12 protein-coding genes and 1 tRNA gene are annotated in these 11,917 nt (G+C 59.1%); 6 read left to right on the forward strand and 7 right to left on the reverse strand.

The window, feature by feature from the left end; translation table 11 throughout:
- The first annotated feature begins 58 nt into the window (after nucleotides 1–58).
- Nucleotides 59–1,300, forward strand: coding sequence for an AI-2E family transporter (locus tag GRI91_RS04710; RefSeq protein ID WP_237437670.1), 1,242 nt, complete (start codon nucleotides 59–61; stop codon nucleotides 1,298–1,300).
- An 89-nt stretch (nucleotides 1,301–1,389) separates the two neighbouring features.
- Here GRI91_RS04710 and GRI91_RS04715 read toward each other — a convergent pair whose 3' ends face one another.
- Both GRI91_RS04715 and GRI91_RS04720 read right to left on the reverse strand, forming a co-directional pair.
- Nucleotides 1,390–2,001: a superoxide dismutase gene (locus tag GRI91_RS04715; protein ID WP_160735488.1), complete on the reverse strand. Its 612-nt coding sequence runs from the start codon at nucleotides 1,999–2,001 to the stop codon at nucleotides 1,390–1,392.
- Between the two features lie 83 nt (nucleotides 2,002–2,084).
- Complete coding sequence (locus GRI91_RS04720; RefSeq protein ID WP_160735489.1) at nucleotides 2,085–3,362, reverse strand: dicarboxylate/amino acid:cation symporter; 1,278 nt, start codon at nucleotides 3,360–3,362, stop codon at nucleotides 2,085–2,087.
- A gap of 90 nt (nucleotides 3,363–3,452) precedes the next feature.
- Between GRI91_RS04720 and glmM the strand changes: the two genes are divergently transcribed.
- Together glmM and thiD are read left to right on the forward strand one after the other, a co-directional pair.
- Nucleotides 3,453–4,793 carry a phosphoglucosamine mutase gene (glmM, locus tag GRI91_RS04725; RefSeq protein ID WP_160735490.1) on the forward strand — a complete coding sequence of 447 codons (1,341 nt, stop codon included), beginning with the start codon at nucleotides 3,453–3,455 and terminating at the stop codon, nucleotides 4,791–4,793.
- 10 nt (nucleotides 4,794–4,803) lie between these two features.
- Complete coding sequence (gene thiD, locus GRI91_RS04730) at nucleotides 4,804–5,622, forward strand: bifunctional hydroxymethylpyrimidine kinase/phosphomethylpyrimidine kinase (RefSeq protein ID WP_202385464.1); 819 nt, start codon at nucleotides 4,804–4,806, stop codon at nucleotides 5,620–5,622.
- On the opposite strand, the gene GRI91_RS04735 is transcribed toward thiD, so the two are convergent.
- The 4 genes from GRI91_RS04735 to GRI91_RS04750 all read right to left on the reverse strand — a co-directional run bounded on the left by GRI91_RS04735 (nucleotide 5,607) and on the right by GRI91_RS04750 (nucleotide 8,056).
- Complete coding sequence (locus tag GRI91_RS04735; RefSeq protein WP_202385496.1) at nucleotides 5,607–6,476, reverse strand: LOG family protein; 870 nt, start codon at nucleotides 6,474–6,476, stop codon at nucleotides 5,607–5,609. The genes thiD and GRI91_RS04735 overlap by 16 nt on opposite strands.
- A 170-nt stretch (nucleotides 6,477–6,646) precedes the next feature.
- Nucleotides 6,647–7,048 (reverse strand): VOC family protein, encoded by a 402-nt coding sequence (locus GRI91_RS04740; RefSeq protein WP_160735492.1) that lies wholly within the window; start codon nucleotides 7,046–7,048, stop codon nucleotides 6,647–6,649.
- Nucleotides 7,049–7,099: 51 nt separating this feature from the next.
- Nucleotides 7,100–7,867, reverse strand: coding sequence for a helix-turn-helix domain-containing protein (locus GRI91_RS04745; protein ID WP_160735493.1), 768 nt, complete (start codon nucleotides 7,865–7,867; stop codon nucleotides 7,100–7,102).
- A 115-nt stretch (nucleotides 7,868–7,982) separates the two neighbouring features.
- Nucleotides 7,983–8,056 (reverse strand) — tRNA-Gln (locus tag GRI91_RS04750).
- A gap of 157 nt (nucleotides 8,057–8,213) precedes the next feature.
- Between GRI91_RS04750 and GRI91_RS04755 the strand changes: the two genes are divergently transcribed.
- Nucleotides 8,214–9,407 carry a Ppx/GppA phosphatase family protein gene (locus GRI91_RS04755; RefSeq protein ID WP_160735494.1) on the forward strand — a complete coding sequence of 398 codons (1,194 nt, stop codon included), beginning with the start codon at nucleotides 8,214–8,216 and terminating at the stop codon, nucleotides 9,405–9,407.
- Nucleotides 9,404–10,066: an RlmE family RNA methyltransferase gene (locus GRI91_RS04760; RefSeq protein WP_160735495.1), complete on the forward strand. Its 663-nt coding sequence runs from the start codon at nucleotides 9,404–9,406 to the stop codon at nucleotides 10,064–10,066. The genes GRI91_RS04755 and GRI91_RS04760 overlap by 4 nt, the downstream gene beginning before the upstream one ends.
- A 118-nt stretch (nucleotides 10,067–10,184) precedes the next feature.
- Here the strand turns inward: GRI91_RS04760 and GRI91_RS04765 are convergent, their stop codons facing one another.
- Nucleotides 10,185–10,844, reverse strand: a complete 660-nt coding sequence (locus tag GRI91_RS04765; protein WP_160735496.1) for a c-type cytochrome — start codon at nucleotides 10,842–10,844, stop codon at nucleotides 10,185–10,187.
- Nucleotides 10,845–10,983: 139 nt separating this feature from the next.
- Here GRI91_RS04765 and GRI91_RS04770 point away from each other — a divergent pair, with 139 nt between their 5' ends.
- Nucleotides 10,984–11,886, forward strand: coding sequence for a prephenate dehydratase (locus GRI91_RS04770; RefSeq protein ID WP_160735497.1), 903 nt, complete (start codon nucleotides 10,984–10,986; stop codon nucleotides 11,884–11,886).
- Nucleotides 11,887–11,917: the final 31 nt, after the last annotated feature.

Consider the following 11,917-nt stretch of genomic DNA (forward strand, 5'->3'; position numbering starts at 1 on the left):
TGACCGCGCTTCTTGCCAGCGCTCCAGACTGCGTCTGAACAGGCACTCAGGAATCGCTATGTCCGACACGTTCGACACGCGCCCATCAAAGAGCCGGCCAAGCGGCTCGGCTGATCAAGGCGCTCAGCACGAACAACAGCATCTTGGCGTTGCCGATGACACGTCGGACCCGCAAGCGATGACCTTTGCGGCACAGGAACTGCGCCTTATCTCGGCGCTGGTCCTGCTGCTGGCAACCGGCCTGTTTCTGGCCCTCCCCTTCGTTCTGTCTATCGGATCGGTGGTGTTTTTGCCGCTGGTGACGGCGGTGATGCTCACCATCATTCTGTCGCCTCTGGCAGACAGGATGTCGATGGCGGGCTTGCCCAATATTCTGGCCTCGCTTCTGGCTTTGCTGGGCTTTCTCGCAATTCTGGTGCTCGCCCTTGGCGTGGTGCTGCAACCGGCAGTGAGCCTGTTTGACAGCCTGCCGATGATGGTGGACCGCATTGGAGAGCATTTTGCCCATCTGAAGGGTAATCTCCGCTGGCTTACCCAGCTTAACCAGCAACTCGCCACCGCCATCGGGGAAGGCAATCAGTCACGTGTAGTGCTGGCCGGGCCATCCATGCTGGAACAAGTCGCTTTCGCCACGCCCAGCGTCGTGCTGGAGGTTCTGCTGACCTTCCTGATGGCATTCTTCATGATCGAGGCACGAGTACGGATGCGCCACCGCCTGCTGCTGGACAGGGCGCATTTCGGTGCCAGCCTGAAAGCGGCGCGTGTCATCCGCGATGTGCAGGACCGGGTCGCCGCTTATATTCTCACCGTCGGACTGATCAATTTCTGTATTGGTGTGGTGGTAACATTGGGCGCCTGGGCAATGGGTATGGATGCGCCGATCATGTGGGGCGGTCTGGCCGCTCTGCTCAATTTCCTGCCCTATATCGGCCCGATGGCGATGGTAATGCTGTTGACGCTGTTTGGTCTCGGCACCGCAGAATCTCCCTTGCTGGGTATGATCCCCGCAGCGGCCTATCTCGGCCTGCATACGGTGGAATCCAATGTGATCACGCCCTCTATCCTCGGCGCACGTTTCACCATGAACCCTGTGATGATCCTGATCGCCCTGAGCTATTTCAGCTGGATATGGGGGGTTACCGGGGCGCTTTTATCCGTTCCCATCCTCTTGTCGCTCACGGCACTGATCGATCATCTGGGGAAACCCAATCTGGTCGGCTTCATTTTCGGCGAGCCGCTGTTTTCGACCAATCCGCTGGATCTCAGCGCGGAAGATCCACCGCGTGAAACACGGCTCTGACTGCTGACCCACCGCAAGGGAACACACTGCAGATAAAAAAGCCCGCCGCGCCGAATGGCGGGCGGGCTTTTCTTAAATATTCAAAAGGCTCAGGCCGGATATTTCCAAGCCGATCCGCGAGCGAGATTTTCCGCCGCGAAATCCCAGTTGAGACGCGTATCGATCACGGCCTTGAGATAGGCCGGGCGCGCATTCTGGTGATCAAGATAATAGGCATGTTCCCAGAGGTCGATCGTCAGCAGCGGGTTGAAGCCCGAATCTGCCAGCGTGTCGCCGTCATGGGTTTCTTCGATTGAGAGCTTGCCGCCCTTTTCCGCAAGCCAGACCCAGCCGCTGGCGAAATGGCCAGCACCGCGTTCGGCCAGCTTTTCCTTCAGACCGTCGAACGAGCCGAAAGCTTCGTCGATCTTGGCCGCCAGATCGCCGCTCGGTGCGGATGAGTTGGGGGAAAGCGAATGCCAGTAAAAGCCGTGATTGTAGCTCTGCGCCGAATTGTTGAACAGACCCTGCTCGCTGCCACGGGCCTTGGCGATCACGGTTTCTAGATCGTCATTCGCCTTGTCCGTGCCTTCGATCGCGGCATTGGTCTTGTCGATATAGGCCTTGTGATGCTTGCCATGGTGATAGCTGAGCGTTTCGGCCGTCACTGCCGGAGCAAGTGCTGCGCTGTCATAGGGAAGGTCAATCAGTTTGAAAGCCATGTTTGTTCTCTCCGTCCTTCTGTTGGAATAAAGTCAGTGGTTATGCCCCCAACGCAGCGAACTGCGATGAGTTGCAATTGCGATCAATTCTCATGCATCACCTCTTCCAAGGCGCTGTCACTACGCCGATCGACTGCTCCTGCCAGTGCGACATCCATGGTGACATTGGCAACCGTCCGCATGAGGTCCGGCAACATTTCGACCGCCACCAGCAAAGCCAGCGGCCCAACCGGCACGCCCATGGCGAGTGCGATGGGGCCGATCGAGGTGACGAAGCTGACCGCGCCGGGCAATGATACCGAACCAAGCGTGGTGATCAACGCCACCGCCGCCCCCGCTGCAATGGTTGCCGGGGTCAGCGGTACGCCGGATAATTTGGCGACATAGATCGCCACGGCCAGATTCATTGCCGGGCTGGTCGCACGAAAAATCGCCACCGCCAGCGGCAGCACGAAATCAGACGTCGTCTCCCGAATGCCGAGCGTGCGGCATGATGCCAGCATGGCCGGCAGGCTGGCGAGCGAACTTTGTGTGGACAGGGCCACCGCCTGCGCCGGCAAAATCGCCCGCGCAAAACTAGTCAGGGTTTGCCCGCCCAACAGCCGCGCAACAGGATATGCGGCAATAAGGACCAGCAAACCCATGCTGGAAACCAGCAGGATATAATGCCCCAGCGCTGCAATCGCGTCCCCTCCGCTGCGGGCAGAGACCCCGATGGCCAGCGCGAACACACCCAGCGGCGCCACGCGCAGCACCCAGCCAATCACGATCAGCATGGCGGCGGCCAGCGCTTCAAACAGATTCATCAACCCGTCATGCTGTTCCCGCGGCAGGCGCGCGATCGCCAGTGCCAGACAGGCGAAAAATACGATCACGGGGAGCATCGCCGTTTCCGCCGCCGCCGCCACCACATTGGGCGCGATCAGCGATTCCAGAAACGCACCGATCCCCGGAATCTCCTGCGGCGTCACATCGCTGATTTGCAAGGCCGCATCGGCGGCGCCCGGTATCGGGAAGACATTCAGCAGGAACGGAACCAGAAAAGCGGCGACCAGCGTGCCAGCGGCCAGAATCCCGATAATGCCGGTCAGCGTACGCCGGGCAATCGCCCCAGCCTTCGCCGTATCGACCATTTTGACGATGCCGATAATCATCAGCGACGCCACCAGCGGGATGATCGTCATTTGCAGCGCGCTCAGCCACAGCCGTCCGATCGGTCCGGCAACAGCCAGAACCGGCGGCAGAATGTTGCTTTCCGCAAACAGCCAGCCCAGCAGCAACCCGGCCAAAAGAGCCGCAAACGTCAGCCCTGCAGGCAATTTCAACGGCGGCACCATGTCCACTGCGCTGGGTCTGACCATAATTTCCTTTGCCCTGTCTCTTGACCGCGGTGACATTAACGTCGCAACCCGCCATGGCAATCTACGATAGAAAATGCGAGGAAAGCCTGCATGGGACGAAAATTCTTCGGTACGGACGGAATCCGTGGCCGCGCCAATGCCGGTATCTTGACCCCGGAAATCGCCATGCGTGTCGGCCAGGCCGCCGGGCGGCACTTCCTGCGCGGCGATTACAAGCACCGCGTTGTCATCGGTAAGGATACGCGGCTTTCGGGCTATATGATGGAAACTGCGCTGGTGGCCGGCTTCACCAGCGTGGGCATGGATGTGATCATGACCGGCCCCCTGCCCACGCCCGCCATTGCCCTGCTGGCGCGGGAAATGCGCGCCGATCTGGGCGTGATGATTTCTGCCAGCCATAATCCCTTTGCCGATAATGGCATCAAGCTGTTCGGCCCCGACGGTTTCAAGCTCTCCGACAAGGATGAGGAAACGATCGAGCGGATGATGGGCGAAAATCAGCCGCTGGCACAGGGTGACAAGATTGGCCGTGCCCGCCGGATCGAAGATGCCCGGGGCCGCTATATTCACGCGATCAAGCAGTCATTGCCCGATACTATCCGCCTCGATGGTCTGAAGATCGTCGTCGATTGCGCACATGGCGCAGCCTATACGGTGGCGCCATCCGCAATCTGGGAACTGGGTGCCCAGGTGATTGCCATGGGCGTCGCCCCCAATGGCCTGAATATCAATGATGGCGTCGGCTCCACCTCTCTTGAAGCGATCAGCGCCCGCGTTGTGGAAGAAGGCGCGGATATCGGCATTGCGCTGGATGGCGATGCCGACCGGCTGATCGTGATCGATGAAAAGGGCCGCGCGGTCGATGGGGACCAGATCATGGCCCTGATCGGCAGCAGGCTGGCCGCCAATGGCACATTGAAGGGTGGCGGCGTGGTTGCCACCGTCATGTCCAATCTCGGGCTGGAGCGCTTTCTCGGCGATGCCGGGCTGGAATTGATCCGGGCCAAGGTCGGTGACCGTTACGTGCTCGAAAAAATGCGCGGCGGCGGCTATAATGTCGGCGGCGAGCAATCAGGCCATATGATCCTGCTCGATCATACGACCACGGGTGATGGCTGCGTGGCTGCCTTGCAGGTGCTGGCCGCTCTGGTGCAATCCGGAAAGCCTGCCAGCGAGCTGCTGCATTTGTTCGATCCGGTCCCGCAAATCCTCAAGAATGTGACCTATGAAGGCGGCGATCCGCTGGATAATGCGCAGGTCAAATCCGCCATCGCCGAGGGCGAAGAGACGTTGAAGGGGCATGGCCGGCTGGTCATCCGCAAGTCGGGCACAGAGCCGAAAATCCGGGTGATGGCCGAAGGCGACGATGCCGCCGAGGTCGAACGCGTGGTGGATGATATTTGCGCCGCGGTAAAAGCCGCAGCAAGCTGAGCGAAACCCAATGACAGACATTCCAGTGCCGCCACGTATTCTGGCCATCGCCGGCTCCGACAGTTCCGGCGGTGCCGGGATTCAGGCAGATATCAAGACCATCACCATGCTGGGCGGCTATGCCATGACCGCGATCACGGCGGTTACGGCACAAAATACTCTGGGCGTGAAGCAGGTGGAAACCCTGTCACCCTCTATGCTCGCAGCGCAGATCGAATGCTGTGTCAGCGATATTGGCGTGGATGCGGTCAAGATTGGCATGCTGGGTTCCCCCCAAATTGCCGAAATAGCCGCCAGTCACCTGCGGGATATCGATGCAGCGGTAGTTTTTGATCCGGTAATGGTTGCCACCAGCGGCGCCGTTCTGGCGGATGAGGATACGATTGCCGCCTTCCGCCTGTTGATGGACCGGGCGACACTGGTCACTCCCAATCTGCCTGAACTGGAAGCCTTGACCGGCCTGCCCTGCACCACGCAGGATGAAATCTATCAGGCGGCGGCCACTTTGGTGGAGCGACATTCCTGCCATGTTCTGGCCAAAGGCGGCCATAGCAGGACGGAGCGCGTGCTTGATTTGCTGGTCAGATCGGACGGATCGGCCGTGGCATTTGACCATGCGCGGATCGAAACGCGCCATACGCATGGCACCGGATGCACTCTGTCCTCTGCCATCGCGACATTGCTGGGGCATGGTCAGGGCATCGACCACGCGGTACGGCTGGCGCGGAAATTCGTGTTCGGTGCATTGCAGGCCGCGCCCGGTTTTGGCTCCGGGCACGGCCCAATGGGCCATCAGGCCCTGCGCGGCAGGGCTCAGTCCAGCTCGTAGAATTCGCGAATGTGATCCCAGGCATCTTCGGCATCTTCACACCAGGTGAACAATTCCAGATCCTTTTTGTTGATCGTTCCTTCTTCCGCAAGCGCCTCAAAATCGATGACCCGGGTCCAGAAATCCTTGCCGAAAAGCAGGATCGGGATCGGCTTCATCTTGCCGGTCTGAATCAGCGTCAGCAATTCGAAGAATTCATCGAATGTGCCAAACCCGCCGGGGAACACGGCAACCGCTTTGGCCCGCAGCAGGAAGTGCATCTTGCGCAGGGCAAAATAATGGAACTGGAATGACAGATAGGGCGTCACATAGGGATTGGGCGCTTGTTCATGCGGCAGCACGATATTGAGGCCGAGGCTTTCCGCACCGGCATCAGACGCGCCGCGATTGGCCGCCTCCATGATCGACGGACCGCCGCCCGAACAAATGACGAATTGCCGCTGCCCATTCTCGATAATCGATTTCTCGCTCACCAATCGGGCAAGCTTATACGCCTCGGCATAATATTTCGCCTTGGCCGCGAGCCGTTCCACCACGATCTTCTCGTCATCGGGCAGATCCTTGGCCCCTTCCAGAGCCGTGTCGACCGCTTCAGGAGGTGGAATACGGGCGGAGCCGTACATCACCAATGTGGAGCCCACACCGGCTTCCTCCAGCAGCATTTCCGGTTTCAGCAGTTCCAGCTGGAAGCGAACAGGCCGCAATTCCTCACGCAGCAGGAATTCTGTGTCATTGAAAGCAAGCCGATAGGCGGGATGCTGGGTCTGCGGTGTTTGGGGCACGTTGCTTTGAGCAAAGCTGGCTTCCTGTTCGGCCCGGTAAAAGCGGCGATCCCCAAGATCGCGTTCATTCATTTCTTTTTCTTCGCGTTCGGTCACGAACACTCCTTTCGCATAAACTCCCGCACGGGCATGCCGTTCACCCGAACCCTAAGCGTGGGCAGAGGGGAAAGAAAGCCGCAAGACATGCTTTCGGTTCCGCGCTGCACCTCGTCTGCATGACGCCTGCGCCTGAGAGACGAGCGTCAGTTCGGGTCAGGAACGGGAATAGGCGAGCATATTTCAACCACGCAGCCATCCATGTCGCGCACATAGCCGACGATCTGGCCCCATGGTTTTTCCACTGGCAGTGACACGGGGCTGGCCCCGGCCGCGACGGCCCGTTCAAAAGCGGTGCGTACATCTTCGGTGACCAGAGCTATTTCAAAGCCGGAGGCGATATCGCTTTTCCGATTGGGCCGGATCGCCAGCCCGTTCATTTCCGCCATCGGCTCCCCGGCGAAAGCGAGCACCGTTTCGCCTGTGTCGAGCTCGGCATAGAGGTTGCTTTCATGAACAAAGCGCCGGCGCAAACCGAAGGCGCGTTCATAGAAGTCAATTGTGGCGATTACGTCGGCGACGTAGATGATGGTATATCCGAGTTTCATAGCCTGAATATAAGGCGGGCTATGACGCATCGTCTTGAATAAATCGGCCAGTCACATATCGAAGCCGGCAAGGACGAGATCGGGCATATTCGCCGGACTTATACCGCCCATCTGGCGAAAATTGCGCGTCATATGCGCCTGATCCGCATACCCTGCTTCAACCGATGCGTGGGCGCATCCCACTCCGGCACGGCGCAACCGAAGCGCGCGGTGGAAACGAATGATCGCGGCAAGCTGCTTCGGTCCCAATCCAGTCGCCTGTGTAATTCTGCGGCGAGCAGTCCGGACACTCAGCTGATGCACCCTGGCCAATTGGGCAATCGGAATACGTCCGCCCGTGACATGCAGCATATTGATCATGGCTGCGGTCAGCGGGTCGATCTGCGATGCGCTGAAACGTTCAGCAACAAACAGAGCAAGCCGCCGAGCGAGTGCATCAATGCTGTCAGCGGGCTGACATAATGCGGCAAATTCAGGATGCACGGCCAAAGCCTCATCATCCGTTAGCACGCGATTGAGAATTGCCCCCGGATCAATACCAAGGATACCTGACGCCATGCCGGGGCGAAATCGCACCCCGATGAAAGCGGTACCTGCCGTCAAAGGGACGATGTGGAATCGGGTGGACGGACCTGCGATCCGAAGCGCAATGTCGCCCACGGGTTTCACACCATCAGAGGCGAACCGCAGGATGATGTCGCAGCGTCCATCTGGAAGAACGCGATGCTCACCATCACAGCGCGCATAGGAACGCCATACCGTTTCTATGGCGAAAGGATGCCAGCTGGTCCGGTGATCTTCCTGATAGAAATGCTGCATCACACAGATTTGCCCTCGCCCCAGGCAAAGCACAATGGAGAGGATAGCAATGAGAGAGAGATCGCTAACGCCTGACAAGCCGGCCCTCAGGCTTCGGTATCAAACGACCAGTAGCTGGATGCCCCGTGAGGATTCGAACCTCAATTGACGGAGTCAGAGTCCGTAGTCTTACCATTAGACGACGGGGCAACGCGAGGCGCGCATCTAGGCCGGGTGAAACGAATCGTCAACCCGTTGCAGAAGCGTTTTTCTCGCTCCGCTTGCTCATAAGCATTTGCTCCGCTAACTTCTCAGTCAGGTACCCAGGCCTTCAGGCCGGGCAGAACAATAAGAAAGTACATGTTAAATGGCGGATTTCACTCCGCCGGAACGGCAGCGGGAGCCAGCCGGGAAGAGGCGGCGCGGCAGAAAACGGGCCAAGTCGCCTTCAAAATCCCCGCCTAACCGCGCCTCCGGCGAAAAGCAGGACGCAAAACGCACACAGACAGCTGCGCAACCCCCTTCGGATTGGCGCCGCCCTCCGCATAATCACGGCAGACAGGCCTATGCGGCAATCGACCTCGGAACCAACAATTGCCGGCTTCTGATCGCCAAGCCTTCGGGTGAGAATTTCGTGGTTATCGATGCCTTCAGCCGCGTTGTACGGCTGGGCGAAGGCCTCGCCCATAGCGGTAAATTGAGCCAGGTTTCGATGGACCGCGCCGTGGGCGCTTTGCGAATCTGTGCCGAAAAACTCCGGCGCCGCAATGTGCATCTCGCCCGTTCGGTCGCCACCGAGGCATGCCGCCGCGCCAGCAATGGCGAGGACTTTATCGAACGCGTGCGGCAGGAAACCGGCATTGTGCTGGATATTATTTCCGCGCAGGAAGAAGCGCGTCTGGCGGTACTGGGCTGTCACATCCTGCTGGAAGACGGCATCGGCCCCGCGATGATTTTCGACATTGGCGGCGGATCGACCGAACTGATCCTGATTGAACCGGGTGGCCCGGTTCCGCGCATCGTCGACTGGCAATCGGTGCCCTGGGGCGTCGTCTCGCTGACCGAAACGGTGGGTATGGATGAAACCGATGCTGATATTCGGGCGGCGCGTTATGCGGAAATGCGGCGCATCGTCTCGGACAGTTTTGCCGATTTTGCGGAACGAATCAAAGACGCGCAAACGCCGGACCTGCGTCTGCTGGGCACCAGCGGCACCGTGACGACGCTGGCCAGTTTGCATCTCGAATTGCCGCAATATGACCGCAAGGCCGTCGACGGGTTGATAGTGCCGGCCGCATCCATGCGCGATATTTCGGACCGTCTGTCCTCCATGTCGCCGGATGAACGCCGCGCCTTGCCATGTATCGGACAGGAACGGGCCGATCTGGTAGTGGCTGGCTGCGCCATTCTCGAATCGATTCTCGATATCTGGCCAGCGCCCCGTCTGGGCGTTGCCGATCGGGGGATTCGGGAAGGCATTCTGCGCAGCCTGATGTCGGCCGACGCCGAAGGACACGATACCCAGACCGCCCTGCGGCGGATCAAACGGAGTGCATCATGAGCCGCTCAGGCCGTAATCCAGACAAGCGCGTGCGCACCGCACGCGGACGCACAGCATCCTCCACGCGCTGGCTCGAACGTCAGTTAAACGATCCTTATGTCAAACAGGCCAAGGCGGACGGCTATCGCAGCCGGGCGGCCTATAAGCTGATTGAACTGGATGAGCGCTTCAACCTCCTGAAGCCGGCTACGCGCGTGGTCGATCTCGGCATTGCGCCAGGCGGGTGGAGCCAGGTGGTGCGCAAGGTGAAGCCCAGCGCCGCCATTGTCGGCATCGATCTGCTGCCGACCGAACCGATCGAAGGCGTGACCATCTTCGAAATGGATTTCATGGCTGATGATGCACCGGAGAAGCTGGAACAGGCTCTGGACGGGCCACCGGATCTCGTGATGTCCGACATGGCCGCAAATACAGTCGGCCATAAGCAGACCGATCATCTGCGCACCATGGGGCTGGTCGAAACAGCGGCCGATTTTGCGATTCAGACGCTGGCACCAGGCGGTGCCTTCATCGCCAAAGTGCTGGCGGGCGGCACCGATACGGATTTGCTGACGCTGCTTAAAAAGCACTTCAGTGCGGTGAAACATGCCAAGCCCCCTGCCAGCCGCAAGGGGTCATCCGAATGGTATGTGGTAGCTCAAAAATTCAAGGGACGCTGACGCGGCCCTGACAGGCGATCTCGACCTTGCAGCATCCGCAGATTCCCCAATAAAAAAGGCCGCTCGATCGAGCGGCCTTTTTTGTAGGATCTACGTCGATCCGGTCGGAAGCAAAGCGTTACTCAACCGGCGGAGTCGATGTGGTATCCTCAGTCGGTTCATCCGAAGCCATCGCACCAGCCGCTTCGGGAGTGTCACCCGGCGTTACGGTGTCTTCGGCATCAGCTGCACCTTCCTCTGCCGCCGGTGCTTCCACCTCGGGATAAGGAATGTTGGAGCCATGTTCGTTCAAAAACGCGATCACATTGGCGCGATCTTCAGGCTTGGACAGACCGGCAAAGCTCATCTTGGTGCCCGGCGCGAAGGCACGGGGGCTTTTCAGCCATTCATCAAGGTTGGCGAAATCCCAGTTACCGCCATGCTCGGACAAAACCGAACTATAGGCGAAGCCAGCCGCATGCTTACCAATCGGCTTGCCCACGACACCGTACAGATTAGGACCGATACCATCGGCACCACCCTGATCAATAGTGTGGCAGGACACGCATTTGGCAAAGGTGCTTTCGCCCTTTGACGCATCTGCTTCGGACAGCAGCATTGCCAGAGAGGGGCCTTCATCGCCACCCTCTTCCGCTACGCCTTCGATAGTATACCCCATTTGCTCAGGACGATCGGGCTTGTCCGCATGAAAAATGCGCGAGCTGATGCTCGATAGTCCAAGCGCGACCACCCCCGAAAAAAGGGCCCAGCCGAAAATAGTGTTGAAACGATCGTTCATTGGTAGACATCTGCCATAGATAAAGTTTCGGCGTCGCTCTAGTGGTGCACTGCGCAGGAAGCAAGACCGATCGTGTCTTTTCTCCGCTTATCCGCAATAGTCTATTGCCGCCCCTTCGGTCGGACGGTACCCGAGCGCCATGCATAGTTACCCGAAGCCCGCGCTCGCCCTGGTCGAAAAAATGATAGCTGCCGCCGCCGAAGATCCGGCGCGCGCCATCGCATTTCAGGGCGCCCCGGGTGCCAATTCGCATCGCGCGGCATTGGAATGGGCACCAGAATGCCTGCCGCTACCCTGTTTCAGTTTTCTTGATGCGCTGGAAGCGGTGAAGATCGGCAAGGTCGCCAGTGCGATCATCCCGATTGAAAATTCACAGAATGGCCGCGTCGCGGACATCCATTTCCTGCTGCCTGAAAGCGGATTGTCGATTGTCGCCGAGCATTTCATGCCGATTCACCACGCGCTGATGGCGCTGGGTTCCGGCCCCTTCGACGCAGCGTATAGCCACCCGCAGGCACTGGGTCAGTCACGTCATTATCTGCAGAAACGGGGAATCGTGCCGCTGTCCCATGCCGATACTGCGGGAGCAGCGGCGCATGTGGCGCAAACGGGCGATACATCCATCGCGGCCATCGCACCTGCCCTCGCCGCTGATCTGTATGGCCTGAACATCATTGATGAACGGGTTGAGGATGCGTCCGACAATATGACCCGCTTCGTCGTCTTGGCGCGCGAGGCACTGGACCCGGCATCGCTGAAGGACGATGTGGGCATCACCACGTTCATTTTCGAAGTGAAGAACATTCCCGCCGCGCTTTACAAGGCGCTCGGCGGTTTCGCCACCAATGGCGTGAATATGACCAAGCTGGAAAGCTACCAGCATCGCGCCAGTTTTGAAGCGACCAAATTCTACGCTGACATTGTCGGTATTCCAGGAGACCCGGCCATCGATCGTGCGCTGGAAGAACTTGCTTTCCATTGCAAGGAATTGCGCCTGCTTGGCAGCTATCGTCAGGGCCGCCCACGCGGTATTACGGGCTGACCCGTCCAACCCAATATTCACCGAATATTTA

Source organism: Altericroceibacterium endophyticum, from assembly GCF_009827595.1.
GTDB classification, from domain to species: Bacteria; Pseudomonadota; Alphaproteobacteria; order Sphingomonadales; family Sphingomonadaceae; genus Altericroceibacterium; species Altericroceibacterium endophyticum.

Bases quoted from the DNA above. Each gene is read 5' to 3' on its own strand.
- GRI91_RS04745 (WP_160735493.1), bottom strand. From the start codon at position 7,867: ATGCAGCATTTCTATCAGGAAGATCACCGGACCAGCTGGCATCCTTTC.
- GRI91_RS04710 (WP_237437670.1), top strand. From the start codon at position 59: ATGTCCGACACGTTCGACACGCGCCCATCAAAGAGCCGGCCAAGCGGC.
- glmM (WP_160735490.1), top strand. From the start codon at position 3,453: ATGGGACGAAAATTCTTCGGTACGGACGGAATCCGTGGCCGCGCCAAT.
- GRI91_RS04770 (WP_160735497.1), top strand. From the start codon at position 10,984: ATGCATAGTTACCCGAAGCCCGCGCTCGCCCTGGTCGAAAAAATGATA.
- GRI91_RS04755 (WP_160735494.1), top strand. From the start codon at position 8,214: ATGGCGGATTTCACTCCGCCGGAACGGCAGCGGGAGCCAGCCGGGAAG.
- GRI91_RS04720 (WP_160735489.1), bottom strand. From the start codon at position 3,362: ATGGTCAGACCCAGCGCAGTGGACATGGTGCCGCCGTTGAAATTGCCT.
- GRI91_RS04760 (WP_160735495.1), top strand. From the start codon at position 9,404: ATGAGCCGCTCAGGCCGTAATCCAGACAAGCGCGTGCGCACCGCACGC.
- GRI91_RS04735 (WP_202385496.1), bottom strand. From the start codon at position 6,476: ATGAATGAACGCGATCTTGGGGATCGCCGCTTTTACCGGGCCGAACAG.
- GRI91_RS04715 (WP_160735488.1), bottom strand. From the start codon at position 2,001: ATGGCTTTCAAACTGATTGACCTTCCCTATGACAGCGCAGCACTTGCT.
- GRI91_RS04765 (WP_160735496.1), bottom strand. From the start codon at position 10,844: ATGAACGATCGTTTCAACACTATTTTCGGCTGGGCCCTTTTTTCGGGG.
- thiD (WP_202385464.1), top strand. From the start codon at position 4,804: ATGACAGACATTCCAGTGCCGCCACGTATTCTGGCCATCGCCGGCTCC.
- GRI91_RS04740 (WP_160735492.1), bottom strand. From the start codon at position 7,048: ATGAAACTCGGATATACCATCATCTACGTCGCCGACGTAATCGCCACA.